General features: G+C 67.6%; 30 protein-coding genes. 21 read left to right on the top strand and 9 right to left on the bottom strand.

What is annotated here, in order from left to right; genetic code table 11:
- The first annotated feature begins 49 nt into the window (after positions 1–49).
- Entirely contained in the window at positions 50–373 is a 324-nt protein-coding gene (locus ABZV44_RS01780; protein ID WP_354830627.1) for a hypothetical protein, read from the top strand.
- Between the two features lie 79 nt (positions 374–452).
- Here the strand turns inward: ABZV44_RS01780 and ABZV44_RS01775 are convergent, their stop codons facing one another.
- Both ABZV44_RS01775 and ABZV44_RS01770 read right to left on the bottom strand, forming a co-directional pair.
- The gene (locus ABZV44_RS01775) at positions 453–998 is read right to left on the bottom strand and encodes a DUF5666 domain-containing protein (protein WP_354830625.1); all 546 of its coding nucleotides are present in this window, start codon (positions 996–998) and stop codon (positions 453–455) included.
- 73 nt (positions 999–1,071) lie between these two features.
- Complete coding sequence (locus ABZV44_RS01770) at positions 1,072–1,548, bottom strand: hotdog fold domain-containing protein (protein WP_354830622.1); 477 nt, start codon at positions 1,546–1,548, stop codon at positions 1,072–1,074.
- 211 nt (positions 1,549–1,759) lie between these two features.
- Between ABZV44_RS01770 and ABZV44_RS01765 the strand changes: the two genes are divergently transcribed.
- The 13 genes from ABZV44_RS01765 (at position 1,760) to ABZV44_RS01705 (ending at position 8,834) form a co-directional block, all read left to right on the top strand.
- The gene (locus ABZV44_RS01765) at positions 1,760–2,191 is read left to right on the top strand and encodes a hypothetical protein (protein WP_354830620.1); all 432 of its coding nucleotides are present in this window, start codon (positions 1,760–1,762) and stop codon (positions 2,189–2,191) included.
- A gap of 493 nt (positions 2,192–2,684) precedes the next feature.
- On the top strand, positions 2,685–2,990 hold the full coding sequence (gene rpsJ / locus ABZV44_RS01760; protein ID WP_003938093.1) for a 30S ribosomal protein S10: 306 nt from the start codon (positions 2,685–2,687) through the stop codon (positions 2,988–2,990).
- A gap of 14 nt (positions 2,991–3,004) precedes the next feature.
- On the top strand, positions 3,005–3,670 hold the full coding sequence (gene rplC / locus ABZV44_RS01755) for a 50S ribosomal protein L3 (protein ID WP_354830589.1): 666 nt from the start codon (positions 3,005–3,007) through the stop codon (positions 3,668–3,670).
- The gene (gene rplD, locus ABZV44_RS01750) at positions 3,667–4,338 is read left to right on the top strand and encodes a 50S ribosomal protein L4 (protein ID WP_354830586.1); all 672 of its coding nucleotides are present in this window, start codon (positions 3,667–3,669) and stop codon (positions 4,336–4,338) included. Before rplC ends, rplD begins: the two co-directional genes overlap by 4 nt.
- Positions 4,335–4,640 carry a 50S ribosomal protein L23 gene (gene rplW, locus ABZV44_RS01745; RefSeq protein ID WP_014981657.1) on the top strand — a complete coding sequence of 102 codons (306 nt, stop codon included), beginning with the start codon at positions 4,335–4,337 and terminating at the stop codon, positions 4,638–4,640. Before rplD ends, rplW begins: the two co-directional genes overlap by 4 nt.
- A 33-nt stretch (positions 4,641–4,673) precedes the next feature.
- Complete coding sequence (gene rplB / locus ABZV44_RS01740; protein ID WP_354830583.1) at positions 4,674–5,504, top strand: 50S ribosomal protein L2; 831 nt, start codon at positions 4,674–4,676, stop codon at positions 5,502–5,504.
- Positions 5,505–5,518: 14 nt separating this feature from the next.
- Positions 5,519–5,800, top strand: a complete 282-nt coding sequence (gene rpsS, locus ABZV44_RS01735; protein WP_019931198.1) for a 30S ribosomal protein S19 — start codon at positions 5,519–5,521, stop codon at positions 5,798–5,800.
- Entirely contained in the window at positions 5,797–6,198 is a 402-nt protein-coding gene (rplV, locus tag ABZV44_RS01730; protein ID WP_040855202.1) for a 50S ribosomal protein L22, read from the top strand. Before rpsS ends, rplV begins: the two co-directional genes overlap by 4 nt.
- The gene (gene rpsC / locus ABZV44_RS01725; RefSeq protein ID WP_354830580.1) at positions 6,199–7,005 is read left to right on the top strand and encodes a 30S ribosomal protein S3; all 807 of its coding nucleotides are present in this window, start codon (positions 6,199–6,201) and stop codon (positions 7,003–7,005) included.
- Between the two features lie 3 nt (positions 7,006–7,008).
- Positions 7,009–7,425, top strand: coding sequence for a 50S ribosomal protein L16 (gene rplP, locus ABZV44_RS01720; RefSeq protein ID WP_040804212.1), 417 nt, complete (start codon positions 7,009–7,011; stop codon positions 7,423–7,425).
- Entirely contained in the window at positions 7,425–7,664 is a 240-nt protein-coding gene (gene rpmC / locus ABZV44_RS01715) for a 50S ribosomal protein L29 (protein ID WP_040855205.1), read from the top strand. Before rplP ends, rpmC begins: the two co-directional genes overlap by 1 nt.
- Entirely contained in the window at positions 7,661–7,957 is a 297-nt protein-coding gene (gene rpsQ, locus ABZV44_RS01710; protein WP_354830578.1) for a 30S ribosomal protein S17, read from the top strand. The genes rpmC and rpsQ overlap by 4 nt, the downstream gene beginning before the upstream one ends.
- A gap of 286 nt (positions 7,958–8,243) precedes the next feature.
- Positions 8,244–8,834, top strand: a complete 591-nt coding sequence (locus tag ABZV44_RS01705; protein ID WP_354830576.1) for a hypothetical protein — start codon at positions 8,244–8,246, stop codon at positions 8,832–8,834.
- 64 nt (positions 8,835–8,898) lie between these two features.
- Here the strand turns inward: ABZV44_RS01705 and ABZV44_RS01700 are convergent, their stop codons facing one another.
- The 4 genes from ABZV44_RS01700 to ABZV44_RS01685 all read right to left on the bottom strand — a co-directional run bounded on the left by ABZV44_RS01700 (position 8,899) and on the right by ABZV44_RS01685 (position 12,852).
- Positions 8,899–9,294, bottom strand: coding sequence for a VOC family protein (locus tag ABZV44_RS01700; RefSeq protein WP_354830574.1), 396 nt, complete (start codon positions 9,292–9,294; stop codon positions 8,899–8,901).
- A gap of 101 nt (positions 9,295–9,395) precedes the next feature.
- Positions 9,396–11,660, bottom strand: coding sequence for a caspase family protein (locus ABZV44_RS01695; protein ID WP_354830572.1), 2,265 nt, complete (start codon positions 11,658–11,660; stop codon positions 9,396–9,398).
- Positions 11,661–11,665: 5 nt separating this feature from the next.
- Complete coding sequence (locus tag ABZV44_RS01690; RefSeq protein WP_354830570.1) at positions 11,666–12,082, bottom strand: hypothetical protein; 417 nt, start codon at positions 12,080–12,082, stop codon at positions 11,666–11,668.
- Between the two features lie 311 nt (positions 12,083–12,393).
- On the bottom strand, positions 12,394–12,852 hold the full coding sequence (locus ABZV44_RS01685) for a MarR family transcriptional regulator (RefSeq protein WP_354830568.1): 459 nt from the start codon (positions 12,850–12,852) through the stop codon (positions 12,394–12,396).
- A 139-nt stretch (positions 12,853–12,991) separates the two neighbouring features.
- On the opposite strand from ABZV44_RS01685, the gene ABZV44_RS01680 reads away from it, so the two are divergent.
- A complete protein-coding gene (locus ABZV44_RS01680; RefSeq protein ID WP_354830566.1) occupies positions 12,992–14,191 on the top strand; it encodes an MFS transporter in 1,200 nt (399 codons plus the stop codon).
- Between the two features lie 79 nt (positions 14,192–14,270).
- The gene (locus tag ABZV44_RS01675; protein ID WP_354830565.1) at positions 14,271–17,645 is read left to right on the top strand and encodes a 3-carboxy-cis,cis-muconate cycloisomerase family FAD/NAD(P)-binding protein; all 3,375 of its coding nucleotides are present in this window, start codon (positions 14,271–14,273) and stop codon (positions 17,643–17,645) included.
- Positions 17,646–17,704: 59 nt separating this feature from the next.
- Here the strand turns inward: ABZV44_RS01675 and ABZV44_RS01670 are convergent, their stop codons facing one another.
- Positions 17,705–18,124: a DUF5997 family protein gene (locus ABZV44_RS01670; protein WP_354830563.1), complete on the bottom strand. Its 420-nt coding sequence runs from the start codon at positions 18,122–18,124 to the stop codon at positions 17,705–17,707.
- Between the two features lie 60 nt (positions 18,125–18,184).
- On the opposite strand from ABZV44_RS01670, the gene ABZV44_RS01665 reads away from it, so the two are divergent.
- From ABZV44_RS01665 to ABZV44_RS01650, 4 genes are all read left to right on the top strand, one after another.
- The gene (locus tag ABZV44_RS01665) at positions 18,185–19,171 is read left to right on the top strand and encodes a LysR family transcriptional regulator (protein WP_354830561.1); all 987 of its coding nucleotides are present in this window, start codon (positions 18,185–18,187) and stop codon (positions 19,169–19,171) included.
- A gap of 258 nt (positions 19,172–19,429) precedes the next feature.
- A complete protein-coding gene (locus ABZV44_RS01660) occupies positions 19,430–19,990 on the top strand; it encodes an EXLDI protein (RefSeq protein WP_354830559.1) in 561 nt (186 codons plus the stop codon).
- A gap of 35 nt (positions 19,991–20,025) precedes the next feature.
- Positions 20,026–22,188, top strand: coding sequence for an MMPL family transporter (locus ABZV44_RS01655; protein WP_354830557.1), 2,163 nt, complete (start codon positions 20,026–20,028; stop codon positions 22,186–22,188).
- Between the two features lie 211 nt (positions 22,189–22,399).
- Positions 22,400–22,810 carry a hypothetical protein gene (locus ABZV44_RS01650; RefSeq protein WP_354830556.1) on the top strand — a complete coding sequence of 137 codons (411 nt, stop codon included), beginning with the start codon at positions 22,400–22,402 and terminating at the stop codon, positions 22,808–22,810.
- Positions 22,811–22,942: 132 nt separating this feature from the next.
- On the opposite strand, the gene ABZV44_RS01645 is transcribed toward ABZV44_RS01650, so the two are convergent.
- Together ABZV44_RS01645 and ABZV44_RS01640 are read right to left on the bottom strand one after the other, a co-directional pair.
- On the bottom strand, positions 22,943–23,707 hold the full coding sequence (locus ABZV44_RS01645; protein ID WP_354830555.1) for a CPBP family intramembrane glutamic endopeptidase: 765 nt from the start codon (positions 23,705–23,707) through the stop codon (positions 22,943–22,945).
- A gap of 46 nt (positions 23,708–23,753) precedes the next feature.
- Positions 23,754–24,722 (bottom strand): RluA family pseudouridine synthase, encoded by a 969-nt coding sequence (locus tag ABZV44_RS01640; protein ID WP_354830554.1) that lies wholly within the window; start codon positions 24,720–24,722, stop codon positions 23,754–23,756.
- 52 nt (positions 24,723–24,774) lie between these two features.
- Between ABZV44_RS01640 and ABZV44_RS01635 the strand changes: the two genes are divergently transcribed.
- Positions 24,775–25,671 carry a DUF4190 domain-containing protein gene (locus ABZV44_RS01635; RefSeq protein ID WP_354830552.1) on the top strand — a complete coding sequence of 299 codons (897 nt, stop codon included), beginning with the start codon at positions 24,775–24,777 and terminating at the stop codon, positions 25,669–25,671.
- The last annotated feature ends 42 nt before the right edge of the window (positions 25,672–25,713 follow it).

Below are 25,713 nucleotides of genomic sequence, written 5' to 3'. Positions count from 1 at the left end.
TGCGGGCCGTGAGCGACCGGCGGATGCGACGCGGTGGGGGAGCGGCGGAATGAACACCGGCAAGCGGTACTGGTGGGTGCCGCCGACCGCGTCATCGGTGCTGTTCGGGTTCGGCCTGCCCGTCTACTTCGCGCTCTTCGTGCTCAGCGGGTTCGCCACCGACTCGTGCAACGGCCGCGATTCCTGCCCGAAAACCTTCGGCCACCTCGACGACGCGCAGCAGCTGCTGCTGTTCGGACTGCTCGCGGTGACCGCGCAATGGGTCGTCGCCTACTGGTCGCCGTGGGCGGTGCGGATCGTGCTGGCGATGGTGCCGATCGGGCTGGGTTTCGCGGCCCTGGTCATGCTGATGAGTACCCCGGTCGGTCAATAAAAGAACTGGGGAGGGGCGGCAAGTCCATTGCGGCACAACGGACTTGCCTGCCATCGAAGGCTCGGTGTGACGGAACGGCTCACTTGGCCGGCGTCGACGACGGCGCCGCGGGCGGGGTACCGCCGGGTGCGGCCGGCGGGGTGGCGCCGGGCGAATTCGGCGGCGTCCCGTTCATATTGGCGTGCTCGCGGGCGTGAGCGATGCGGGTCGCGGCAATGGCGCCGTCGGATTCCTGCCCCTGCACCATGATCTGATCGCCGACCGCGAACTGCGCGGCGGTCTCGCTCTTCGCCTTGGTGCCGAATTCCGTGGTGGAGGAGATGTTCACGGTCTCGGTGCTGCCGTCCTGCTTGGTGATCACCCAGGATCCGGACCCCTCGCTGGTGATCTTGCCGCCGACGCCCCGGCCGCCCTGACCGCCCTGGCCGTCGCCGTGGCGTCCGCCGGGTTCCTGCTGCTGATTGCCGTCGCCCGCGGAGTTGTGATCGCTGGACCCGCAGGCGGCCAGACCGAGCGTGGCCGCCAGGGCCAGCGCCGCGCCGGCCACGGAGCGGGTGACACGACCGGGCCGGCGTCGTCCCGGAAGCGAGTGGGAACTGTCTGCGGCGGGAATTGAATCTGTCATGGCCGCAACGCTATTGATGGTGGCTGTGAGGTTCCTCGGCGTCGGCTGGTGAGTCACTTCCAGTCGGGTGTGACTACTTCGGCGTCACCCAGGTGGTGATGTCGGCGTGCACGACCTCCAGGCCCGCCCGGTCGAAGATCGACACCGGCACCACCAGATCCCGCCCCTCGGTGATCTGCGAGAAATCCGGAACCTCCGGCAACTTCGCGACCGCCCGCAGTCCCGAGTTCGCCTTCGCCAGATACTGCACGTTCATCGCCTTGGGGATCCACCGATGCGTCTCCGGCACCGTCGCCTCCGACAGCATGCCCATCGCGACCTCGGCCAGGTTGCACGCCGCGATCGCGTGGAACGTCCCCAGATGATTGTGAATCCCGAACCATTTGGGTGCGGTCACCTCGCACAGCCCCGGTTCCAGCCGCACCACGCTCGGCAGCACGGTCCCGAAATACGGCACCCGCGCCACCATCCCGAGCGAGAACAACGTGTGCCCGATCCGATTGTCGGGAAGCTTCTTCCACCCGCGATAGGTAGCGGTTTCTTTGGCCATGCCGATATCTTACTCGAAAGTAAGTTCTGTGACGGCGTCCCTCCGGTCCAGCTCTCGGACTCTCGCGAATAGGTCATCGAATCGGTAGGTGGGTTGCCTCGGCGCGCGAAACCAACTGGTTGCTTGTTATCTGAGTTGGCCGCGCCGGAGGTGCGGCTGGAGCCGACGCCACACGGGTCGGCTATCGGGGAAATCGGGAGTTCTAGAAATCATGCGTATTCGCACCGCGATGGCCACCGTTGGCATCGCACTCGCGGGGGCGGCCCTCGCCGTCACCGCATCCGCCGGTTCGGCCGCGGCCTTCACGCCGTACATCAATCCGGGTAACGGCATCTACGTGGCCGTGGACCTCAACCACGACGAGACGGTGGCCCTGTCCAACACCTGGATCCCGGCGGCGATCGACCAGATCAACATGACCCACAACCGGGTCGCCGTCGACCCGTACTTCTCGGATATCCCGTTCATCGACGGGAAGGTGTACGGCAATCTGACCCAGATCGTCGGCGAGGCCGCGGACACTCCCGGCGGGCAGATCAGCATGGCCCTGGTCGACCCCGCCGTGCATCATGGCGGCAACTTCGTCTTGGTCGAGGACCTCGGCGGCTGGGACTACTACCTCCAGAACCTCCGCGACCGCTGAGGTGTGAAATGGCCGGTGCGGGAGCCGAGTTCCGCACCGGCCATCGCGCTCTCCGGGCCGGGCGGCGCGACCCGGTGTGACCAGGGCCATCGAGTCCGGGTGGGGGAGGGGGCGATTTGAAGTGGGCTGGGGACTCGAGGCATACTGTTCGGGTTGCCCACACCGGGTTGCGTCTTTTCCGTTGGATCGGCGCTGGTCGTGGGTGAGCAAGACCCAATTTTGCACCCCGCTGGATTGCGGCGTGGGTGCGTCCGGAACAATGTTCCGAGGCTTACAGGATTTTGGTCCGGGCTGAGGAATGGGCGGCGGAGCGACACGCCCGACCGCGTGGACCGGATGAACCATGACAGATGAACAGCGGCGATGGATCGGGCCCAGGTGGCCGGTCGTGTGGTGGCTGATGCGTCTTCGTGTGTTCGGGCTGTGCAAATGAGGGTGGTGTGAGAGCGAAAGCTCTTGGACCACAACGTAAGCGGAGAAAAGGACACTCAGCGTGGCGGGACAGAAGATCCGCATCAGGCTCAAGGCCTACGACCATGAGGCGATCGACGCGTCTGCGCGCAAGATCGTCGAGACGGTGACCCGTACCGGTGCCCGCGTCGTCGGCCCGGTGCCGTTGCCCACCGAGAAGAACGTGTACTGCGTCATCCGTTCGCCGCACAAGTACAAGGACTCGCGCGAGCACTTCGAGATGCGTACGCACAAGCGGCTGATCGACATCCTCGACCCGACGCCGAAGACGGTTGACGCCCTGATGCGTATCGACCTGCCGGCCAGCGTCGACGTCAACATTCAGTGACGGGGACTTCGAATATGACTGACAACAAGAGCCGTCCGGCCGCGGGCATCCTGGGCACCAAGCTCGGCATGACCCAGGTCTTCGACGAGAAGAACCGCGTCGTTCCCGTGACCGTCGTCAAGGCGGGCCCGAACGTCGTTACCCAGATCCGCACCGTGGAGCGCGACGGTTACTCCGCCGTCCAGGTCGCCTACGGCGCGATCGACCCGCGCAAGGTGAACAAGCCGGTCTCCGGCCAGTTCTCCAAGGCCGGTGTCACCCCCCGCCGCCACATCGCCGAGCTGCGCGTCGCCGACGCGTCGGCCTTCGAGGTCGGCCAGGAGATCAACGCCGATGTCTTCGAGGCGGGCTCCTACGTCGACGTGACCGGCACCTCCAAGGGCAAGGGCTTCGCGGGCACCATGAAGCGCCACGGCTTCCGTGGCCAGGGTGCCTCGCACGGTGCGCAGGCCGTGCACCGTCGTCCGGGTTCCATCGGTGGTTGCTCCACCCCGGGCCGCGTGTTCAAGGGCATGCGCATGTCCGGCCGGATGGGTAACGACCGCGTCACCACGCAGAACCTCTCGGTCCACAAGGTGGATGCCGAGAACGGTCTGCTGCTGATCAAGGGCGCGATCCCGGGCCGCACCGGCGGCGTCGTGATCGTCAAGAGTGCAGTGAAGGGTGGTGCCCGGGCATGAGCACCGAGACCAAGACCAACCTGACGCTCACGGTCAAGGCCGCTGGCGGCAAGACCGAGGGCACCGTCGAGCTCCCCGCGGAGATCTTCGACGTGACCGCGAACATCGCGCTGATGCACCAGGTCGTCGTGGCCCAGCAGGCCGCGGCTCGCCAGGGCACGCACGCCACCAAGACCCGCGGCATGGTCCGCGGTGGTGGCAAGAAGCCGTACCGCCAGAAGGGCACCGGCCGTGCGCGCCAGGGTTCGACCCGTGCGCCGCAGTTCGCCGGCGGTGGCACCGTCCACGGCCCGCAGCCGCGTGACTACACCCAGCGCCTGCCCAAGAAGATGAAGGTCGCCGCGCTGCGTGGCGCTCTGTCGGACCGGGCTCGCAACGAGCGCATCCACGTGATCACCGAACTGGTTGCGGGACAGACCCCGTCGACCAAGTCGGCCAAGTCCTTCCTCGCCGAGCTGTCGGACCGGAAGAACATCCTGGTCGTCGTCGGCCGTGAAGATGTCACCGCGTGGAAGAGCGTGGCGAACCTGCAGGGCGTGCACCCGATCGCCCCGGACCAGCTGAACACCTACGACGTTCTCAAGAGCGACGAAATCGTGTTCTCGGTCGAGGCGCTCAACGCCTTCGTGCACGGCCCCGCCGAAGCTGCACAGGAGGAGAGCAAGTGACCACCATCGCCGATCCCCGCGACATCCTGCTCGCGCCGGTGATCTCCGAGAAGTCCTACGGACTGATCGAAGAAGGCACCTACACCTTCCTGGTGCACCCGGACTCGAACAAGACGCAGATCAAGATCGCCGTTGAGAAGGTTTTCGGTGTGAAGGTCACGAGCGTCAACACCGCCAACCGTCAGGGCAAGCGCAAGCGGACCCGCTTCGGTTACGGCAAGCGCAAGGACACCAAGCGCGCGCTCGTGACCATCTCGGCCGACAGCAAGCCCATCGAGATCTTCGGAGGCCCGGTCGCGTAAGCGGCTGGAGCTCCAGAAAGTAGAGAAGAACTCATGGCAATCCGTAAGTACAAGCCGACAACCCCGGGCCGCCGCGGTGCCTCGGTCTCGGACTTCGCCGAGATCACCCGCTCGACCCCCGAGAAGTCGCTGCTGCGTCCGCTCACCAAGACCGGTGGCCGTAACGCGCAGGGCCGCATCACCACTCGTCACAAGGGTGGCGGCCACAAGCGCGCCTACCGTCTGATCGACTTCCGTCGACTGGACAAGGACGGCATCCCGGCCAAGGTCGCGCACATCGAGTACGACCCCAACCGCACCGCCAACATCGCGCTGCTGCACTTCGCCGACGGCGAGAAGCGCTACATCATCGCGCCCAAGGGCATCGCCCAGGGCACGAAGATCGAGTCGGGTGCCGGCGCGGACATCAAGCCGGGCAACAACCTGCCGCTGCGCTCCATCCCGACCGGTACCACCGTTCACGCGGTGGAGCTGCGTCCGGGCGGCGGCGCCAAGCTGGCTCGTGCCGCGGGCATGTCCATCCAGCTGCTGGGTAAGGAAGGCGCCTACGCCGTCCTGCGTATGCCCTCCGGTGAGATCCGTCGCGTCGACGTGCGCTGCCGCGCCACCATCGGCGAGGTCGGCAACGCCGAGCAGTCGAACATCAACTGGGGTAAGGCCGGCCGTATGCGGTGGAAGGGCGTTCGCCCGACCGTCCGTGGTGTGGTCATGAACCCGGTCGACCACCCGCACGGTGGTGGTGAGGGTAAGACCTCCGGTGGTCGCCACCCGGTCTCCCCGTGGGGCAAGCCCGAGGGCCGCACCCGTAAGCCCAACCGTCCCAGCGACAAGCTCATCGTCCGCCGCCGCGGCAAGAAGCGTTAAGGAGGAGGTTAGACATGCCACGCAGCCTGAAGAAGGGCCCGTTCGTCGACGAACACCTCCTCAAGAAGGTGGACGTTCAGAACGAGAAGGGCACGAAGCAGGTCATCAAGACCTGGTCGCGTCGTTCCACCATCATCCCGGATTTCATCGGCCACACGTTCTCGGTCCACGACGGCCGCAAGCACGTGCCGGTGTTCGTGTCCGAGAACATGGTTGGACACAAGCTCGGTGAATTCGCGCCGACTCGCACGTTCAAGAGCCACGTCAAGGAAGATCGGAAGAGCAAGCGGCGATGAGCACTGAAACTCAGAACCCGACCGCGCGCGCGACCGCCAAGCACGTTCGCGTGACGCCGATGAAGGCCCGCCGAGTCGTGGACCTGGTCCGTGGCCGCCGTGTCGAGGATGCGCTGAACATCCTGAAGTTCGCGCCGCAGGCCGCGAGCGAGCCGGTCGCCAAGGTGGTGGCCTCGGCCGCTGCCAATGCGGAGAACAACCTCGGCCTGAACCCGGCCACGCTGGTCATCTCGACCGCGTACGTCGACGAGGGCGCGACCATGAAGCGTTTCCAGCCGCGTGCCCAGGGCCGCGCGTTCCGGATCCGCAAGCGCACCAGCCACATCACCATCGAGGTCGAGAGCGTGCCCACCGCCGGCGCTGCCACTCGTAGCCGCCGGAAGGGAGGGGCAAAGTAAATGGGACAGAAGATCAATCCCCATGGCTTCCGCCTCGGTATCACCACCGACTGGAAGTCGCGTTGGTACGCGGACAAGCAGTACGCGGACTACGTGAAGGAAGACGTCGCGATCCGCAAGCTCCTCGCCACCGGCATGGAGCGGGCCGGCATCTCGAAGGTCGAGATCGAGCGCACCCGTGACCGCGTGCGTGTGGACATCCACACCGCGCGCCCGGGCATCGTGATCGGCCGTCGTGGCGCCGAGGCCGACCGCATTCGCGCCGAGCTGGAGAAGCTCACCAAGAAGCAGGTTCAGCTGAACATCCTCGAGGTCAAGAACCCCGAGTCGGATGCGCAGCTGGTTGCTCAGGGTGTGGCCGAGCAGCTCTCGAACCGTGTGGCGTTCCGTCGCGCGATGCGCAAGGCCATCCAGTCGGCCATGCGTTCGCCGAACGTCAAGGGCATCCGTGTGCAGTGCTCCGGCCGTCTCGGCGGCGCGGAAATGTCGCGCTCGGAGTTCTACCGTGAGGGTCGGGTGCCGCTGCACACGCTGCGCGCCGACATCGACTACGGCCTGTACGAGGCGAAGACCACCTTCGGCCGCATCGGCGTGAAGGTCTGGATCTACAAGGGCGACATCGTCGGCGGCAAGCGTGAGGTCACCGCGGTGGCCCCGTCCGGCCGCGAGCGTGACGACCGCCCGCGTCGCGAGCGTCCGAGCCGTCCCCGTCGCAGCGGTGCCCAGGGCACCACCGCGACCAGCACTGAGGCCGGGCGTGCCGCGACTGCTGTCGCGGAGGCTCCGGCAGAGAACCAGGAGGGCTGACCTATGTTGATGCCCCGCAAGGTCAAGCACCGTAAGCAGCACCACCCGAAGCGCTCCGGTATGGCCAAGGGCGGCACCGCGGTTTCGTTCGGCGAGTTCGGCATCCAGGCTCTGGAGCCCGCCTACGTGACCAACCGTCAGATCGAGTCCGCTCGTATCGCGATGACCCGCCACATCAAGCGTGGCGGCAAGGTCTGGATCAACATCTACCCGGACCGCCCGCTCACCAAGAAGCCGGCCGAAACCCGAATGGGTTCCGGTAAGGGTTCGCCGGAGTGGTGGATCGCGAACGTGAAGCCCGGTCGGGTCATGTTCGAGCTTTCTTACCCGAACGAGGAGACCGCTCGTGAGGCCCTGCGCCGCGCGATGCACAAGCTCCCGATGAAGTGCAGGATCGTGACCCGAGAGGAGCAGTTCTGATGGCTACTGCCAATCCGGCCGCAGAGCTCCGCGAGCTCGACAATGACGCGCTCGTCGCGAAACTGCGCGAATCCAAGGAAGAGCTGTTCAACCTGCGCTTCCAGATGGCGACCGGCCAGTTGCAGAACAACCGGCGCCTGCGTGTGGTCCGCCACGAGATCGCGCGCATCTACACGGTCATGCGTGAGCGCGAGCTCGGCCTGGCCTCCGGTCCTGAAGGCAAGGGAGACGCGGCATGAGTGACGCCAAGGGCCCGGCCAAGACGCCGGCCAAGCAGGAGGAGCGGGGCCAGCGCAAGGTGCGCATCGGCTACGTCGTCTCCGACAAGATGACCAAGACCATCGTGGTCGAGCTGGAAGATCGCGTGAAGCACAAGCTTTACGGCAAGATCATCCGCACCACCTCGAAGGTGAAGGCCCACGACGAGAACGAGATCGCCGGTGTCGGCGACCGCGTGCAGCTGATGGAGACCCGTCCGCTGTCCGCCACCAAGCGGTGGCGTCTGGTCGAGGTCCTGGAGAAGGCCAAGTAAGCCTGCTCCATGACTTCGAACAAGTCATAGAACAGTGGCCCGCTTCCCGAAAGGGAAGCGGGCCACTGTGTTTTGCGGGTGTGGGCGGAGTGTTTCGTGGGTGTCGGCGGACTCCGCTCCCCTTTGGGCCACCGTGGTTCGGGGGATACGTCGCATATGTGTGGTTGTTTTTCTGTGGGTCGATAGGTTCTATGCGCGCCCCCGCTCGAGTGTGATCAAACCGAAACCCGGTATATCCGAACGGAATTGGCGTGTCGCCCCGGTGAGGCGCTAGTTTTGTCTGGCTATGAGGGATGCTGCAACAACTTCCGGGGCTTGGCGGATCGACGACCGGACCGCGGTGACATTCCGCGATGCGGCGGTGGGCTGGGCTCTGGCCGCCCACGAGGTGCTGGCCGAATGCGCCTCCGGCTACGGCCATTTCGTGACCATCAATGAGCTCGCCGAGCGGGTGCAGGAGATGTCGGGCATCCGTACCGACGCCCCCACCCGCACCTGGATGGACGCCATCCTGCGCAAGGTCGCCCGCCGCTGCCACAATGCCGGCGAGCCGCCACTGACGGCATTGTGCGTCAAGCAGAACCACAAGGTCAGCGACAGCTACAAGTACGTGCTGGAGCTGGCCCACCTGCCCGTCCCGGCCGACCTCGAGGTGCATGCCGCCTACGCCCGCTGGCAGTGCTACGCGGCCTACGGCGCGGACATCCCCTCCGACGGCGGCATCCCGCCCCTGATCCCGCGCAATGGCGGCGCGCCCCGCCGGGTCACTCCGGCCGGCCCGGTCTCCACCCCGAAGCCGGAACCCGAGGCTCGCAAGGCGGTCTGCAACTCCTGCTTCACCGAACTCCCCGCCAACGGCGTCTGCTACTACTGCTGACGCGGTCGAGCCGGAACTCGAAGGCCCGCTTCCCCCGGAGCGGGCCTTCGCGTCTCCAGAGTCGTCACGCGTCCTTGTGGCAGACCGCCTCCAGCATGATCCCGTCGTAGCCGGTCCAGAAGGTCGCGTAATAGGGCGGCGGGTACTGCGGGAATTCCTGTGGCGCGTGCAGGATTTCGGCTCCGCGTCCAGCCGCCCACTCGTGCACCCGCCGTACCGCCGCGCGCGTGGGCACCATGAACGCCAGGTGCTGAAGTCCCGGCAGCACCCGCGAATACTCACCCGACGCCGCCGGGTAGAAGAACACGTAGGTACCGATCTTCCGGGCCGCGGGCCAGTAGGCGAACTGGGTGTCGTCGGCCAGCAGCGGTTCGTAGTCCAGCAGCGGCATCAGTTCGTCGTAGTACTTCCGCGCACCCGCCAGATCGCTGACATTGATCCCGAGATGTCCGAGAGGCATGCCCCGAACCTACGTCCGGAACTTGTTGCGGTGTCCCGAATTGGTCGCACAATTGCCGCTGCGGATACCGACTCATGTCAGTCCCGAGTGGCGTTGCGGTACTAGCCGGCCTCTTTCTGGAACCAGGCGAGCAGGTCTGACTCGGTGGTGATCGAGGTCGGGGGAGCTCCTGCGGGCGTGGCGCAGTACTCGCGCATCATGGCCCGGCTCTCGAGGATCGCGAGCAAGCAGGGCGGATGGTCGTCGGGGTGGGACGAATCGCCGGGGGACGGGTAGCAGGCGAACCGTCCGACCGGCTGATTCTGCTGGGTCCAGACGCTGTCCTGCCCCGGTCGGCCGTTGCACGCATGGCCCCCGTGCTGATTGATCGTGTCCTGGTATATCGACTGGGCGTCGTCGGCGGTGGGATAACTCAGGAACGCTGCGCTGGGGTAGTTCACCGGTGTGTCACAGAGGATTTCCGCCTGCGCCGGTTTCGCCGGATCCGCGTGCCGGCAGTTCGCGCGGGTGAAGTCTCGCCCGAGCATCGACAGCAGTTCTTTGTCGCCGGAGGTGAATACGTCAGGGTCGTTCGCCTCGTCTGGAGTCCGGAACGGCCGATAACCCCGCGCCGCGTCGTAGTCGCGCAATTGTTCGGCGAGAGGTGAAGTCCACTCGGCGGGCGCGTAGAAGAAAATGCTGACCGCGAGGTCGGGTTCGTCGGTCACGATCAGCACCGAGGTGGCCGGGCTGACCGAACGATTGAAGCCACACGCTTTGCGGCCCACCGGCTTGCGCAGATTGTCGAGGGCGGGCGCGTCGGGTCCTGGCGGGTCGCCCGGGCAGTTGCCTGCGTGCAGAAGCCGACTCGTCCTTTGGTAGAAGTCGGCCAGTTTGTCGCCGTTGGCGAATCGGAAGAACCGCGCGAAGGGCGCGCCCGCCGCCTTGTTGGTATCGCAGGCGATATGGGCGATCTGGCCCGGGTCCGGGTCGGCATGGCCGCAAGTGCTGCGGTGTCTGCCGTTCGTGGCGATCAGCCCGAGCAATTCGATGTCGGGCCCGCGGAGTGCTTGCGCGTCGGCGATAGCGTGTCCGGGCACACCTCCGGTGACGAAGTGCCACCCGCCTACCGCTACCGTGCAGGCGATAGCCACTGCGGCGGCTGTCGCCGGTATCGCCCATCTCCGATCGCGGAATCTGCGCCGCGCCCAGCCGAAACGGCGTTCGGGTGTCCGGGTTTTCGGCGGGAGCGGCGGCTCGGGTTTGCCGAACAGCGCTGCCGGTGCTGTCGTCCTGTCGGCATGCGGTGATACCTCGCTGTCCGTCCGCGCGGCCTCGTTGCCGCGCGCCGGCGTCGTTGCCGGTACGGTCGCGCCGACCGTGGGGGAGCCGGGATCGGTGGCTGGTTCGGCGCCGTCACCGGCCGGCGGCGTTGCCGTGCCGGTGGGGTTGACGTCGAGCCAGTGGGCGGCCGCGGCGGCGATGGCGCGGCTGTCGTCGTCCAGGAGTCGGGTGATGGCGTCGCGGACGCGGGACCGGACAATGGCGCCGCCGGTGCGGTGCAGCTGGTCCAGGTCATCGAGCGCGTTGCGCCGATCACGGACGGCCGGACTCTCGAGTGCGGTTCGAATATGTTGCGGTACTTGCCAATTGCGGTTGCGGGCCAGGAGGGTGCGGCCTTCGATATTGTCTTGTTTCTTGGGCCGCTGGCGGGGGCGTTCGGCGACGACATGGTCGTGTACGTAGCTGTAGAGCTCGTCGACGGTGATGTCGCCGTCCTGGTCGAGGTCGGCGCCGCCGTCGCGCAGACCGGCGACGAGGTGCCGGGTGAACACCGACTGCGTCGCCTGCCCGTGGGGAGTGTTGCCCTCGAAGGCGAACTGGGTGGCGTCGGAGGCGGTGAGCACGGTCCGGCCGCGTCCGCTGAAGGTTTCCAGGGCGTGGACCTGGTCGTCGGCCTTGGCGATGGTGCCGACGGGGAAGGCGCCGCTGTAGCAGCAGTCCAGGATCAGCACCTGACGGTTGGAGTCGCATCCGGTCATGGCGTAGTCGATCTGATCGGCGGGGACCGAGGTGAACAGGGGGTTGAGCGGGCGGGTGTCGGTCATCGCGAGGTAGAGCTTGCCGGCGTCGTCCTTGAGCCCGTGCCCGCTGAAGTACAGCAGCGTCAGATCATCGCGCCGCCGGTCCGAGAAGAAATCGCCGATCGCGGCACCGACCACGTGGTGCGGCTGGTTGATCAGGGTGGTGACCTCGAACCCGCCGATCGTGGGGTCGGCCAGCACCTCGGCGAGTGCCTCGGCGTCGTGCGCGGGTGCGGTCAACTGCCGCAATCCGGGATCGTGGAACGTGTAGGTCGCCACTACCAGGGCGAATCGGCCGGTCATTGCCGTCACCCCGCCACGACGCCGCCGTGGCGGCGAATATAGGCGTCGACCAGTGCGCGCTGCTGGTCGTTGCTCGCGGCCCCGAGCTCGATGCTCTCGCCGTCGATCGTGACCGTCACCCGGTGGGTGCCCGGGTGGCGGCCCAGCCAGTCCCGCACCGTCTCGATCAGGGTGGTGAACACTCCGCCGGAAGCACTCAGCGCCAGCACGATCGCGCCGATCGTGACGGGGTCGGCCACCTTCGTACCCGGGGCCGTTCCGGCGCTGTCCCGCGCCAGCGCCGCCGATTCGACGCCGTCCATCGCGGCCAGCTCCGCTCGCAGCATCCGGGTCTGCCCGTCCAAGCGCTCGTCGTCGATCTCCGTGGCGGCCATCGATACTCGAACTGTCACGCCGCGGTGGTCGTTCTGCGCGATACCCATCGGAAACCTCTTTCCTGCCTGGGCGGCCGACGCCGACCAGGATGTGAATCGACAAGACCGATTCTCATCGCTCGTATCCGGCGTCTCACGGGTACGCGACTACCCGAACCTGGCAAAACGGGCAATGCGGCTCGCGCAATGTCATCACCCGCAGCGGGATGCTGCTGGGCATCGCCCGCGCGGCGCACCGAGTCCGTTGTGGCACAACAAGATCGACAACCTACGAGCCGACCCTTCGCTGCGTGATGTAGGTAGCCGACTACTTGCGGACGGCTATCGCAGGGCTCCGCGACGCGGGCCGGTCCTGGGAATCAGGCTGGGGTGCGGAGGGATTCGAGGGTGTGGACGAGCGGTGCCAGTTCGGGATTGCGGGAGGCCGCGGTGAGCGCCTCCCGGAGGGCGGTGGCATTGGTGGGGCGGGCCGCCTCGAGGAGCTCGTGGCCGGCGTCGGTGACCTTGGTGTAGATGCCGCGGCGGTCGTGGGGGCAGAGGTAGCGCGCGAGAAGGCCGCGGTCCTCGAGCCGGGTGACCAAGCGGGTGGTGGCGGATTGGGAGAGCACGACCGCGTCGGCCACCTGTTTCATCTGGAGCATGCCGCCGTCGCCGTCGTGCTGGCGGGAGAGGACGTCGAGCAGGGAGTATTCGCGGACGCTGAGGTCGTGGGCCGACTGGAGGGCGCGTTCGATGTGGGCCTCGATCGTGCCGTGCAGCAGCGAGAGGGCGCACCAGCCCTGGGCCAGGGTGGTCATGGCGGGATCGGTGGCTGTCATCGCGTTTCCTCGGGTCGGAGGGACTCCCACCAGGATAGACCAACTCCGCAATAGCCAGCGCTTGCAAGTAATATGCGTATGCAACTGTTGTTGGCGCACGTAAAGCGCTCTTGCAACTCTTTGCTCGGAAGGTGTATCCATGCCACTCGCGCTGCTCGCCCTCGCCATCGGGGCCTTCGGGATCGGCACCACGGAATTCGTGATCATGGGCCTGCTGCCCGAGGTCGCCGGGGACTTCGGCGTCTCCATCCCGACCGCCGGCTGGCTGGTCACCGGCTATGCGCTGGGCGTCATGCTCGGTGCGCCGGTGATGACCGCGCTCGGCACCAAGATCTCCCGCAAGCGCATGCTCATGCTGCTGATGGGATTGTTCATCGTCGGAAACCTGTTGTCCGCCATCGCTCCGGTCTTCGGGGTCATGCTGCTGGGCCGGGTGGTCGCCTCGCTGGCGCACGGCGCGTTCTTCGGCATCGGCTCGGTGGTGGCCGCCGATCTGGTGGCGCCGGACAGGAAGGCCGGGGCCATCGCCCTGATGTTCACCGGCCTCACCGTCGCCAATGTGGTGGGCGTGCCGCTGGGCACCCTGGTGGGCCAGACCGTCGGCTGGCGCAGCACGTTCGCGGTGGTCGCCGCGCTGGGCGTGGCCGGGCTGGTGGGCGTGGCCAAGCTGGTGCCGGACCTGCCCAGGCCGGAGGGCGTGCACCTACGGCACGAACTGGCCGCCTTCAAGAACATTCAGGTGCTGCTGGCCATGGCCATGACGGTGCTGGGTTTCGGCGGCGTGTTCGCGGCCCTCACCTATATCGCCCCGATGATGACCGAGGTGACCGGTTTCGCCGACGGGTCGGTGACCTGGCTCCTGGTGCTGTTCGGCCTCGGCATGTTCGCCGGAAACCTGGTGGGCGGCAGGTTCGCCGACCGGGCGCCGATGCTCATGCTGGTCGCGCCGCTGGCGGGGCTCGCGGTGGCGCTGGGTCTGTTCACGGTGACCGCGCACGACCGGATCGGGGCCGCCGTGACGATCTTCGTGATCGGCGTGCTCGGCTTCGCGACGGTGCCGTCGTTGCAGAAACGGGTGCTCGATCAGGCGCACGCGGCGCCGACGCTGGCCTCCGCCATGAACATCGGCGCGTTCAACCTGGGCAATGCCATCTCGGCGTGGCTGGGCGGGCTGGTGATCGCGGCCGGATTCGGTTACACGGCCCCGAACTGGGTCGGTGCCGCGCTGGCGGTTTCGGCGCTGCTGCTGGCCTGCCTGTCGGAGGCGCTGGAGCGCCGTGCCGCACAGCAGTTTTCGACATTCCAGACGAACCAGGCGTACCGTACCGTCCATTCTTGAGCGCTTGTCCGTGCCGCGCTAACCTCGCCGACGTGCCCGGATTCGGTCACGGCTAATCGAGCGCGATCGGTGAGTTTGCATGCTCGACAATGTTTTACGGATCGCCATAGTTGGAGTGGGACCGCGGGGTCTGAATGTTTTCGAACGCATTTGCGCCAACGCTCGGCAGTTAGGCATCTCGGCCGGCGTCGAACTGGTGCTCATCGATTCGACGCGGGTCGGTACCGGCGCGGTCTGGCGCACCGACCAGCCCGCGCACCTGCTCATGAACACGGTCGCCGAGCAGGTCACCATATTCACCGACGACACCGTCGAGATGGCGGGCCCGGTGGAACGCGGCCCCAGCCTCTACGAATGGTCGAACTTTCTGGCGAAGATCGGCAATTTCGCGGGCCTGCCCAGCGACGCTTTCGGTGCGGCCCTGCGGATTTCCCCGGAGAGCTATCCACCACGCGCCTTCTACGGTCATTACCTGCGCTGGGCCTTCGAGCGCACCCGCGACAGATACGCCGATTGGGTGCGAGTAAGCGAAATCGTGGCAACCGTGGTGGATATGCGCGACGGCCCCGGCGGGTTCCAGGAACTGGAACTCGATACCGGCGAACGCGTGCGCGGATTGCACGCGGTGGTGCTCACCCAGGGCCACCTGGCCGAAGCGCCGCCCGGCACGTCCGGTTCGCTCGCCGACACCGCGGATCGCCTGGGCCTCACCTACATTCCGCCCGGCAATGCCGCCGATGTGGACCTGGACCGTATTCCCGAGGGGGACCCGGTCATCATCCGCGGCCTGGGCCTGACCTTCTTCGACTACCTCGCTCTGCTGACGGTGGGCCGCGGCGGCCGGTTCAAGGAGTCCGAGGCCGGGCTGGAATACGTCGCCTCGGGCCGGGAGCCGCTCATCGTCACCGGCTGCCGCCGCGGCGTCCCGCATCACGCGCGCGGCGAGCATCAGAAGGGGGTGGCCGGCCGCTACGAGCCGTTGCTGCTCAATGCCGACCGCATCGCCCGATTGCGCCACCGCGCAAGGAAATTCGGCGACGTCTCCTTCCGCCGCGACGTCTGGCCGCATATCGCGCGCGAGGTCGAATCGGTCTACTACACCCGCCTGATCGCGGACCGGGTGAGCCCGCACCGCCTGGCCTCCTTCCGCGACCGCTACCTGATCGCCCCGACCGCCGAGGACGCCGAGGAGCTGCTGAACCGCTTCGGCGTGCCCCCGCAGGACCGCTGGGACTGGAGCACACTCGCCGACCCCACCGGCGGTCGCTGCTTCACCGATCCCGCCGACTTCCACGCCTGGCTGCTGGCCTACCTCGACGCCGATGTGCAGCAGGCGCGCCTGGGCAATGTGCACGGCCCGATGAAGGCGGCCCTGGATGTCCTGCGCGACCTGCGCAATGAGGTCCGGCTGGTGGTCGACCACGGCGGCATCGCGGGCTCCTCCTACCGCGACGACCTGGATCGCTGGTACACACCGATGAACGCCTTCCTGTCCATCGGGCCACCGGCGCAACGTATTTCGGAACTGGCGGCACTGATTCGCGCGGGTGTGGTGCGAGTCGCCGGTCCCGGCATGCGGGTCCGGGCGGACACCAGGCACGAGTGCTTCGTCGCCGATTCACCCCTGGTGGGTGATTCGGTGGCGGCGGCACAGACTCTCATCGATGCCTGGATGCCCGCACCGGACCTGCATCGCACCGCGGATCCATTGCTGCGCAACCTGTTGCACCGCGAGGAGGTGCGCGGCTACGTCATCGCCTCTCCGGACGGCAGCCGCTATCGCACCGGCGGCCTGGCGCTCGCGCCGGGTTCGTTCCATCCGGTGGACACGATCGGGCGAATCCACCCGCGCCGCTACGCCTTCGGAGTGCCGACCGAGGCGGTGCGCTGGGTGACGGCGGCGGGCGCGCGCCCCGGGGTCAATTCGGTGACGCTGGCCGACGGCGATGCCATCGCCCGCGAGATCCTCACCGCCCACCGGTACGAGGGCCCGGCGATCTCGCCGGATCAGTATGGGGTGCAGCGGCATTCCGAACTCCGGCACGACAGTGAAAGGCACGATGACATGGCGTTGGAATGCGGTCTGCTGGCCCCCGTCGGGGTGGGCACGCCGGTGGAGTCCCTGCTGAGCGACGACGCCTGGATCGAGGCCATGCTGGAGGTGGAGCTGGCGCTGGCGCGGGCCGAGGCCCGCCTGGGCATGGTGCCCGACACCGTCACCGATCATCTGGCGATGGCGGTCCGCGAGCACGCGTTCGACGCCCGCGAGATCGCCCGGGCCTCGCGCGGCGCCGCGAATCCGGTGGTGACCTTCGTGGAGCGCCTGCACGACGCGGTGGCGGACGTGGATCCGGTGAGTGCGAACTACGTGCACTACGGCTCCACCAGCCGGGACATTCTCGATACCGCGACCATGATGATCGCCGCCCGGGCGCTGGCCGTGCTGATCGCGGACCTGGACACCATCGTCGGCTCCCTGGCCGAGCTGGCGCGCCGCCACCGCACCACCCCGATCGCCGGCCGCACCCTCGCCATGCACGCGGTGCCGACGACCTTCGGCGCGAAGGTGGCGGTGTGGATGCAGGGCCTGCTCGACGCCCGCGAACGCCTGGACCGCGTGCGCGGCACGCTGCCGGTCCAATTGGGCGGCGCGGCGGGCACTTTGGCGTCCTATATCGAATGCGCGCACTGCGCGGATTCGGAACTGTCGCAGGCGCCCGCCGGCGAGATCATGGAGCGCCTCACCGGCGAGTTCGCCGCGGAACTCTCCCTCGCCGTGAGCGCCACCCCCTGGCACACCGTGCGCACCCCGATCGCCGATCTGGCCGCGGCGCTGGCCCTCACCTCCGGCACCCTGGGCAAGCTGGCCGTGGACGTGATCTCCCAGTCCCGCACCGAGACCGCCGAACTGCTCGAGCCCGCCGCCCCGGGCCGTGGCGAATCCTCGGCCATGCCGCAGAAGCGAAACCCGGTGCTGAGCACCATGATTCGCGCGGCGGCGCTGCAGGTCCCCGCGCTGGCCTCGACGCTGTTCGGCGCGCTGCTGGCCGAGGACGAACGTCCCGCCGGCGCCTGGCACGCCGAATGGCAGCCGCTGCGCGAATGCCTGCTCCTGGTCGGCGGCGCCGCCCATACCGCGGTCGAACTCGCCGCGGGCCTGATGGCCGATGCCGACCGCATGACCGAGAACCTCGCGCTCACCGAGGGGCAGATCGTCGCCGAACGCCTCTCGATCCGCCTGGCCCCCTTGCTCGGCAAGCCGATCGCCAAGAAGGCTCTGCAGGCAGCCTCTTTCGAGGCGCGGACCACTACCCGGCCGCTGGCCGACATCCTCGCCGAATGCCCCGATATCGCCCTGCACCTGACCAAACCCGAACTGGCCGAACTCCTCCGCCCCGAGAACTATCTCGGCGCGGCCCCCGACCTGGTCGACCGGGTGCTGCGCCGGATCTGATCCGATTCGGCGGTGGTGGAAGGGAGTTCAGCGCAGATGACCGGGCCGGGGCGTCGCGTTCAGTTGCCGAAGCGGTTCTTGGGCGGGCGGTTGGAGGCGGCGCGGCGGGCGGCCTCCTTCTCCTTGACGCGCTCGGCTTCCTTGCGGACGGCGACGAGATTCTCCCGTTCGCGGAGCAGCCATTCGGGCGGGTCGGCGAGCAGGGCCGCGATCTCGTCCGCGGTGAGTGCGTCGGCGACGCCGGCGCGGGCCAGACCGGAGTTGGAGATGCCCAGCTTGCGGGCCACCACATCGCGCGGGAAGGGGCCGTTGGCCCGCAACTCGAGCAGCCACTGCGGGGGATCGGTGCGCAGTTCTTCGAGCTGGGCGCGGGTGACGGGTGAGTTCCGGAACTCCGCGGGGGTTGCCGGGAGGTAGATGCCGAGTTTGTTCGCCGCGGTGAGCGGCTTCATGGTCTGGGGGTTCTTGTCCGGGCTCACCGATCAAGGGTATCGGGCGGGTGGGGTGAACCTGCTGGCCGGTGCAATACCGTGGACGCCATGAGCCGGTTGGAGTCCATCGATCTGACGCGCCTGCGCTGGTTCGTCGCGGTTGCCGAGGAATTGCATTTCGCCCGGGCGGCGCGTGGCCTCGGTATTTCGCGGCAGCGCTTGAGCGGGACGGTCATCGAGCTGGAGGAAGAGCTCGAAACCAGACTGTTCGTGCCGGGCGCGCAGCCCACCCGGCTGAGCGAGGACGGGCGGGCGCTGCTGGACGAGGCCCGCGCCCTCATCGCGGCCGCCGCGGCCGCGGAGCCGGAGCCGGCACCGGCCGCGGCTGACCGCCTGCGCGTCGGCTTCGTCCCGGGCGTGACCGTCACCAAATGGGAGCGTATCTGGCGCGAGCGGTTCCCCGAGGTCGCGCTGGAGTTGACGCCGATCCCGATGAAGGAGCAGGAGCAGGCCCTGCGCACGGACGCGGTCGACATGTGTTTCGTGCGGCTGCCCATCGAACGTGATGGGGTGAGCGCGATTCCGCTCTACCGCGAGGTCCCGGTCGTGGTCGTCCCCAAGGATCATCCGATCGCCCTGTTCGATCAGGTCGCCACGGCCGATCTGGCCGATGAGCGCATGCAGGACGCCGCCGACCTGGACGACGCCGCCATGACCATGGAGCTGGTGGCCGCGGTGAGCGGGGCGGCCATCGTGCCGCACTCGATCGCCCGCCTGCACCACCGCAAGGACCTGGTCTACCGGACCGTCACCGATGTGCCCGAGACCGAGATCGCGCTGGCCTGGCCCGCCGACCGCACCACCGAGCTGGTGGAGGAGTTCGTGGGCGTGGTGCGCGGCCGCTCCCAGCGCAGTTCCCGTTCGCCGTCCGGTCAGCAGCCGGACAAGCCTGCGCGGCAACAGAATTCGCCCAGGCGGACGGGTGCCGCCAAGGCGGGCGGGACGCGCAGTCAGGCCGGGGGGAAGAAGCCGCAGACCGCCGCGAAGTCGAAGCAGGGCGGTGCGAAGAAGCCGGGCAAGCGGCGCGGGCGCTAGCGCGCGGACGACCCACGAGGGCCCGCCTCCCGTTCGGGAGGCGGGCCTTTTCGTGTCCGGATGCTCAGGGAAGCATCTGGAGAAAGTTCAGGGTCGAGTCAGGGTTGCGCTATACGTATACGTCTACTTATAGTGCCTGAAGGCGGGGAATGACCGTCCGGAACCCTGAGAAGTGCAGCGGCACAGCGGGTATCGCCCCACAGCGCCGTGCTGTACACGCATGCCTATATGCGCATTCACTGATGATTTGGAGCACCCATGGCCCTCGATATGGACAAGTCCAACGACGACCCGCAGGACGCCCCGGCGCCGGAGGCCCCGGCCGCGACCGGCACCGACCTGGTGCCCGACCCGCTGCCCGAGGGCATGCGCGAGATCACGCTGCGCGTCGGCCCCGGCGGTGGCCGCACCCAGCGCTTCGTCGGCCGGTTGCTGGCCGAGGCCCAGCACGTGACCAAGGAGGGCAGCGAGTCCGTGCAGGTCTTCCTGAGCCGCAAGGGCAAGCTGGTCGTCCACCGGCACTATGTCGAGTGGTCGGATTTCGCCCAGGCCTCCAAGAACGCCGCGCGCGAGCGGAAGGAGGAGTTCCTCACCGCCCGAAACGGTTCCGACCAGTCGGACCTTGCGGTGTTCACGAACTGGGCCAAGGGATTTAAGAACTGGCGCGAATTCCTCGGCCTGGGTGAGGATGGCTACGGCGACTTCACATTGGAGATCGTGGACTCGCTCGCGGAACTGCGCGACCGCATTCCGGCGAAGGTCTATCGCATCGTCGCCGACGTGGTGGAGAACCCCTCCTCGCAGGTCCTCGACATCTGAATGACGCGGCCGAACCCGGAAAGGACTTCTCCCGCATGTTCTCCCGCTTGGGACGCTTCGTCGTCCGATTCCCGTGGCTGGTGATCGCCGCGTGGGCGATCGCCATTGTCGCGGTCGTCGCCACCGCGCCGAAGCTCACCGCCACCACCGACCAATCCGACTTCCTGCCTTCGCATTACGAATCCATCCAGGCAGCGAAGTTGCAGCAGCAGGCATTTCCCAACAGCAATACCCCCGCTGCGCTCATCGTCTTCGAACGCTCCGACGGAGCCCCGATGACCGATGCCGACTCGACCGCGGTGACCGCCGCCGCGACCAAGCTGTCGGAGCGGAACATCAAGGATGTCACCGGAATCCAGGCGGTGCCCCCGGCGCAGAACCGGGCGGTCGAGGTGGTCGCGGTCCAGATGACCAAGGTCACCAGCGCCAATGACACCCATCAGTCCGACGCGGTGAAGTCCCTCCGGGACGCGCTGAAGGAACAGGTGAACGGCACCGACCTGAAGGCCGGCATCACCGGCACCGCCGCGCAGACCCTGGATCAGCAGGATTCCAGTACCAAGGGCCTGATCATCATCGGTGTGGCGACCGTGGTGCTGATCCTGGTGTTGCTGCTGCTCATCTTCCGCAGCCCGATCATCGCGCTGCTGCCCATCCTGGTCATCTTCATCGCGGTGTCCCCGCTGGCCAGCGGTCTGATCGCGATCGCCAGCAACACCTTCGACCTCAAGATCGACAGCTCGGTGCAGTCACTGCTGGTCGTGGTGCTCTTCGGCGTCGGTACCGACTACATCCTCTTCCTGATGTTCCGCTTCCGGGAGCGCCTGCGCGCCGGTGAGGACGCCAAGACGGCCGTGGTCAGCGCGGTCACCCGGGTCGGTGAGGCCATCACCTCGGCGGCCGCGGCGGTGATCATCGCCTTCGGCGCACTGACGCTGTCCACCCTGGGCATGTTCCGGTCCATGGGTATCGCCCTGGCCATCGCGGTCGCGGTGGCGCTGCTGGCCGGGCTCACGCTCATCCCCGCGATCGTTTCCCTGTTGGGCACCAAGGTTTTCTGGCCTTCGAAGGCCTGGCAGGTGGAGCCGACGGGTGCGCGGTTCGCGGCCGTGGGCGGCGCGCTGGGCAAGCGGCCGGGCCTGTTCGCCGTGGCGTCCGGTGGTGTCCTGATCGCCCTGGGCGTCTTCGCCTTCGGCTTCAATCCGACCTTCGACCTGAGTTCGGGTTCGACCTCGGGCAGCTCCGAATCCGTGGTCTACGGCAAGGAACTGCTCAAGGGCATGCCCGCGGGCAGCACCCAGCCCTCGCAGGTGTATCTGCGCAGCGAGCACGGCGCGCTGAGCGCCGACGAGCTGAACGCCTTCGGCGCGGCGCTGCACGTCCATGGTGTGGGCGAGGTGGGTCCGCAGCCGGCACTGTCGGCCGACAAGACGGTCGCCGAATATCAGGTGACGCTGTCCGACAAGCCGGAATCCGATGCGGCCCTGAAGACCGTGAAGGGTCCGCTCCGGGATGCCGCGCATGCGGCGGCCCCGGTCGGCACCTCGGCGGTGGTGGGCGGCATGACCTCGGTGTTCGTCGACTTCCAGCACGCCATGAACCGGGACTACACGGTGGTGTTCCCGGTGGCGGCCATCCTGATCATGATCGTGCTTGCCCTGCTGCTGCGCAGCGTGGTGGCGCCCTGGTACCTGATGGCCTCGGTGTTCCTCGGCTTCGCCGCGACGCTGGGTTCGGCGGTGCTGGTCTTCCAGCATCTGCAGGGGGATTCGGGTCTGATCTTCACGCTGCCGCTGATCATGTACCTGTTCGTGGTCGCCCTCGGGACGGACTACAACATCCTCATGGTCGCCCGGTTGCGTGAGGAGGCGCGCGAGGGCCACGACCCGCACCGCGCGGCCGCCCTGGCCCTGCGCCACACCGGCCCGACGGTGGCGGCGGCCGGTGTCATCCTGGCGGGCACCTTCGCCTCGATGATGCTGGCGGGCAACGACACCCTGTCGCAGATGGGCTTCGCCATCTCGGTCGGCATCGCCATCGCCGCGTTCGTCATGGCGATGTTCTTCACCCCCGCGGTGACCGCGCTGATCGGCCGCCGCGCCTGGTGGCCGGGCCACGGCGGTGATGCGGAACAGCAGCAGTCGCAGTGGGACACGGAATGGACGCCGTCCGATGTGGTGAGTGACGCTCGCCGCTGACGATCCGAGTTTGCTCCGAACGGGCCGGCCCGCTTCCCCTCCGGGGAGGCGGGCCGATCTCGTTGCTGCGATCATGCCGCTGACCTGCATGGGACCGCATCTGACAGAAACGTGTTTCAGTATTTTCGCAAAAGTGCCACGGAATGAACTGGACAACCGATACAGTTCGCCGGACCGCATCGAAGCGGGTTGGCACCAAGGAGTTGAAGACATGACAGTGTCCCTGAGCAAGCGCATCGCCCGGCGGGCCGGCGTCGGCCTCACCGCCGTCGCCGCGATGGCCTGTTCCGTGGGCCTGACCGCCTCCACCGCCTCGGCCGTACCCACCGGCCTGTCGGTGAACGCCCGCAATATCTACATGGGCTGCGTGTACCAGATCACCGCGACCTATGACAGCTGGATCCAGGCCTGGTTCTACGACAATGGCGCGATCATCTCGGGCAGCCCGATCACCCCGAGCAACGGGCAGGCCACCATTCAGTGGACCCCGCACAGCGCGGGCACCCACACCCTGTCGACCCTGCAGGGTTCGGCCTGGGAGCTGAAGGTGAACGTCCTCGAGCCCACCCTCACCGGCAGCGCCACCTGCGGCGCGGGCCCGCTGGGTTTCCTCGGTTCGTAGCAGAGCTTCCCGGCTCGTACAAGACTCGGTTCGGTGTGGGTCCGACCCGCCGAACCGTTCCCGGGCCGACTGACCATAATCCTCTGTTCCCAGGTCAGTCGGCCCCCTCTGCGTTCGCGCGCCCGGCCGCGGTCAGTGCACGGTCACGTGCCAGACCACGGCCGCGGCCAGCGCGCCCGCGCCGTTCACCGCCCAGTGCAGTGCGATGGGTGCGAGCAGGCTGCCGCTGCGTCGCCGCAGCCAGGTGAAGACCACCCCCGCCCCGGCGGTCGCGAGGACCGCGAGCCCGATGCCGAGCAGCTGTCCGGCCGGGCCGCCGCCGAGGAATCCGGTCAGTCCCTTGTTCCCGCTGGTCAATCCCAGCGACGAGGCAATGTGCCAGAGCCCGAACAGCATTGACCCCGCCGCGAACACCCCGCGTGCCCCGGCCACCCGGTCCAGGGTGCCGTGCAGCACGCCGCGGAAGGCGAGCTCCTCCGGGATCGCGGTCTGCAGTGGGATCACGATCATGGACGCGATGAGCGCGCCCGAGACCGCGGCATAGCGGTCGTTGAGGAAGAAGGGCCGGGTGATCGGCAGTGCCGCGCCGATGACGACGGCCGCGAGCACCACGCCGACCGCCGCCAGGGCCCACAGCGACCCGCGCCGCCACTGTCGCGGCGACAGGCCGAGGTCCTCCCAGCCCAGCCCGCGGCGGCGCACCAGGGCGACCAGCACCAGTGCGGCAATCGGCACCGCGACGATGCTCGCCCACCGATTGGTGAAGTGCGCGATGAGATTCGTGCAGATCAGGACCGCAACGACGACGGCCACATCCACGTAGGCGTGCAGCTTGTGGCCGGGCAGCGAGGGCGAGTCGGGGAGCACCGCGACCGCACCGTTATCGTTTCGCGACATCCCGGCCAGTCTACGAGCGGATTCTTGGAACGGCCTTCGATTGTGGTTAATCCCGCTGTGCGGAATACCCGGCGGCCGGCGCTCGTCCGCTCGCCCAGCCATCGGGATCGTCCCAGGCCTGCAGCGTGCGCGCGGTGTCGAAGCGGCGCGGTTCCCGGGTGATCGGATCGATGAACTCCAGCGCCGAGGCCAGCAGTTGCAGTGGCCGGGTGTAGTCGTCGACCGGTTTGTCGGTGAGTTCGGGATAGAAGTCGTCACCGAGGATCGGGACCCCGAGGCTGTTCATGTGCAGCCGGATCTGATGCGTCCGCCCGGTCCGCGGCCGGAGCCGGTAGCGCCCCAATCCGTCCCGCTGCTCGGTCAATTCGACGAGGGTCTCCGCATTCGGTTCGCCCGCGGTCTCGTAGGCGCGCAGCACCTGCCGCTCCTTGACGATCCGGCTGATGATCGTGCGCGGCAGTCCGAGCTCCGGATCGAAGCGCGCGACGGCCTCGTACTCCTTGTGCACCAGCCGCTTGTGGAACATGGTCTGATACGCCCCGCGCACCGCCGGATTCACGATGAACAGCACCAGCCCGGCGGTGACCCGGTCGAGCCGGTGCGCGGGCACCAGATCGGGCAGGTCCAGGTCGCGGCGCAGTTTCACCAGGGCGGTCTGCAGAATGTGCTGCCCGCGCGGGATGGTCGAGAGGAAGTGCGGCTTGTCCGCGACGAGGATGTCGTCGTCGCGGTAGACGATGCCGATCGGGAACGGAACCTCGGTCTCGTCCGGCAGATCGCGGTGGAACCACACCGCTCCGCCCGGCGCGTAGGGCGTGTCGAGGGTGATCGGGCCGTCCAGATCCACGATGCCGCCGGTGGACAGCAGTTCGTCGATGCGTTCGGGGCGCACCCGCGGCAATCGCTCCACGAGGTGGTCGCGAATGGTCGCCCAGTGGCCGTCCTCGGGTAGCCGCAACCGGGCCGGGTCCAGCCCGTGCCGCTTGGGTAGCGGTGGTTGCTGCCTGCGTCTCACTCGCCAAACCCTAGTCCCCGAGTTTGTCCGGACCAGGGGGTACGGTTGGCCGATGCCCGGAATGTCCGGGTCTGAACGAGTGATCGGGGGTCTCGTGTACCCGAACGACCAACAGCCGCAAGGGTACCCGGGCCAGCCCGGTCAGCCGGACTACGGCCAGATTCCACAACCCCCGCAACCGGAGTACGGCCAGCCGCAGCCGGGATACGCCCAGCCCGCCTACGGCCAGCCGGGTCCATGGGATTACAGCCAAGGCGGTCAGCCCGGCTACCCGCCCGGGTATCAGCCGATGCCACCGGGCTATCCGATGGCTCCGCCTCCGCAGGGCACCAATGGCCTGGCCATCGCCGCGCTGTTCCTCGGTCTGCTCGGCGGGTGTCTGCTCGCCGTCCCGTTCGGCATCATCGCGCTGACCCAGATCAAGCAGCGCAATCAGAACGGCAAGGGGCTGGCCATCGGCGGCCTGGTCGCCTCCGGCGTGTGGGCCCTGATCGTCGTGATCCTGTTCGCCGTGGGCGCGGTGAACGGCTCGGATACCTCGGCATCACAGGACAATACGACCCGCACCTCGGCCCTGCCGGATTCGCCCACCTCCATCTCGGTCGACGAGGTGAAGGTCGGCGACTGCCTGCAGACCGTCGAGGAGAACAACCACATCCGCAAGGTGACCGTGCTGCCCTGCGATTCCGCGCACGATGCCGAGGTGATCGCCCAGGTGCATCTGACCGGTTCCTGGCCGGGTTCGCTGGATGCCTCGTTCCAGCAGGCCAATGACGCCTGCCTGGACGAGATCGACAAGCAGCTGGGCAAGAGCCCGATGTACGACCAGCTGGAGACCTTCATTCTCTACCCGGCCAACGAGACCCAGTGGAACAAGCTCAATGGCCGCGCGACGTGCATGGTCCACGATGCGAACGGCCAGAAGTTGACCGGAAAGGTGCCGCGCTGACCGACGGTATGGTCGTTCAGCAAAAGTTAGCCTAACCTATCT

Source organism: Nocardia sp. NPDC004860, assembly GCF_040609015.1.
GTDB lineage: Bacteria > Actinomycetota > Actinomycetes > Mycobacteriales > Mycobacteriaceae > Nocardia.
The sequence above is the reverse complement of the archived record's forward strand: the minus strand, read 5'-3'. Positions and strand labels throughout refer to the sequence as shown.

Coding starts and splice junctions, on each gene's coding strand:
- ABZV44_RS01780 (WP_354830627.1), top strand. CDS start 50: ATGAACACCGGCAAGCGGTACTGGTGGGTGCCGCCGACCGCGTCATCG.
- ABZV44_RS01775 (WP_354830625.1), bottom strand. CDS start 998: ATGACAGATTCAATTCCCGCCGCAGACAGTTCCCACTCGCTTCCGGGA.
- ABZV44_RS01770 (WP_354830622.1), bottom strand. CDS start 1,548: ATGGCCAAAGAAACCGCTACCTATCGCGGGTGGAAGAAGCTTCCCGAC.
- ABZV44_RS01765 (WP_354830620.1), top strand. CDS start 1,760: ATGCGTATTCGCACCGCGATGGCCACCGTTGGCATCGCACTCGCGGGG.
- rplC (WP_354830589.1), top strand. CDS start 3,005: ATGACTGACAACAAGAGCCGTCCGGCCGCGGGCATCCTGGGCACCAAG.
- rplD (WP_354830586.1), top strand. CDS start 3,667: ATGAGCACCGAGACCAAGACCAACCTGACGCTCACGGTCAAGGCCGCT.
- rplB (WP_354830583.1), top strand. CDS start 4,674: ATGGCAATCCGTAAGTACAAGCCGACAACCCCGGGCCGCCGCGGTGCC.
- rpsS (WP_019931198.1), top strand. CDS start 5,519: ATGCCACGCAGCCTGAAGAAGGGCCCGTTCGTCGACGAACACCTCCTC.
- rplV (WP_040855202.1), top strand. CDS start 5,797: ATGAGCACTGAAACTCAGAACCCGACCGCGCGCGCGACCGCCAAGCAC.
- rpsC (WP_354830580.1), top strand. CDS start 6,199: ATGGGACAGAAGATCAATCCCCATGGCTTCCGCCTCGGTATCACCACC.
- rplP (WP_040804212.1), top strand. CDS start 7,009: ATGTTGATGCCCCGCAAGGTCAAGCACCGTAAGCAGCACCACCCGAAG.
- rpmC (WP_040855205.1), top strand. CDS start 7,425: ATGGCTACTGCCAATCCGGCCGCAGAGCTCCGCGAGCTCGACAATGAC.
- rpsQ (WP_354830578.1), top strand. CDS start 7,661: ATGAGTGACGCCAAGGGCCCGGCCAAGACGCCGGCCAAGCAGGAGGAG.
- ABZV44_RS01705 (WP_354830576.1), top strand. CDS start 8,244: ATGAGGGATGCTGCAACAACTTCCGGGGCTTGGCGGATCGACGACCGG.
- ABZV44_RS01700 (WP_354830574.1), bottom strand. CDS start 9,294: ATGCCTCTCGGACATCTCGGGATCAATGTCAGCGATCTGGCGGGTGCG.
- ABZV44_RS01695 (WP_354830572.1), bottom strand. CDS start 11,660: ATGACCGGCCGATTCGCCCTGGTAGTGGCGACCTACACGTTCCACGAT.
- ABZV44_RS01690 (WP_354830570.1), bottom strand. CDS start 12,082: ATGGGTATCGCGCAGAACGACCACCGCGGCGTGACAGTTCGAGTATCG.
- ABZV44_RS01685 (WP_354830568.1), bottom strand. CDS start 12,852: ATGACAGCCACCGATCCCGCCATGACCACCCTGGCCCAGGGCTGGTGC.
- ABZV44_RS01680 (WP_354830566.1), top strand. CDS start 12,992: ATGCCACTCGCGCTGCTCGCCCTCGCCATCGGGGCCTTCGGGATCGGC.
- ABZV44_RS01675 (WP_354830565.1), top strand. CDS start 14,271: ATGCTCGACAATGTTTTACGGATCGCCATAGTTGGAGTGGGACCGCGG.
- ABZV44_RS01665 (WP_354830561.1), top strand. CDS start 18,185: ATGAGCCGGTTGGAGTCCATCGATCTGACGCGCCTGCGCTGGTTCGTC.
- ABZV44_RS01660 (WP_354830559.1), top strand. CDS start 19,430: ATGGCCCTCGATATGGACAAGTCCAACGACGACCCGCAGGACGCCCCG.
- ABZV44_RS01655 (WP_354830557.1), top strand. CDS start 20,026: ATGTTCTCCCGCTTGGGACGCTTCGTCGTCCGATTCCCGTGGCTGGTG.
- ABZV44_RS01650 (WP_354830556.1), top strand. CDS start 22,400: ATGACAGTGTCCCTGAGCAAGCGCATCGCCCGGCGGGCCGGCGTCGGC.
- ABZV44_RS01645 (WP_354830555.1), bottom strand. CDS start 23,707: ATGTCGCGAAACGATAACGGTGCGGTCGCGGTGCTCCCCGACTCGCCC.
- ABZV44_RS01635 (WP_354830552.1), top strand. CDS start 24,775: ATGCCCGGAATGTCCGGGTCTGAACGAGTGATCGGGGGTCTCGTGTAC.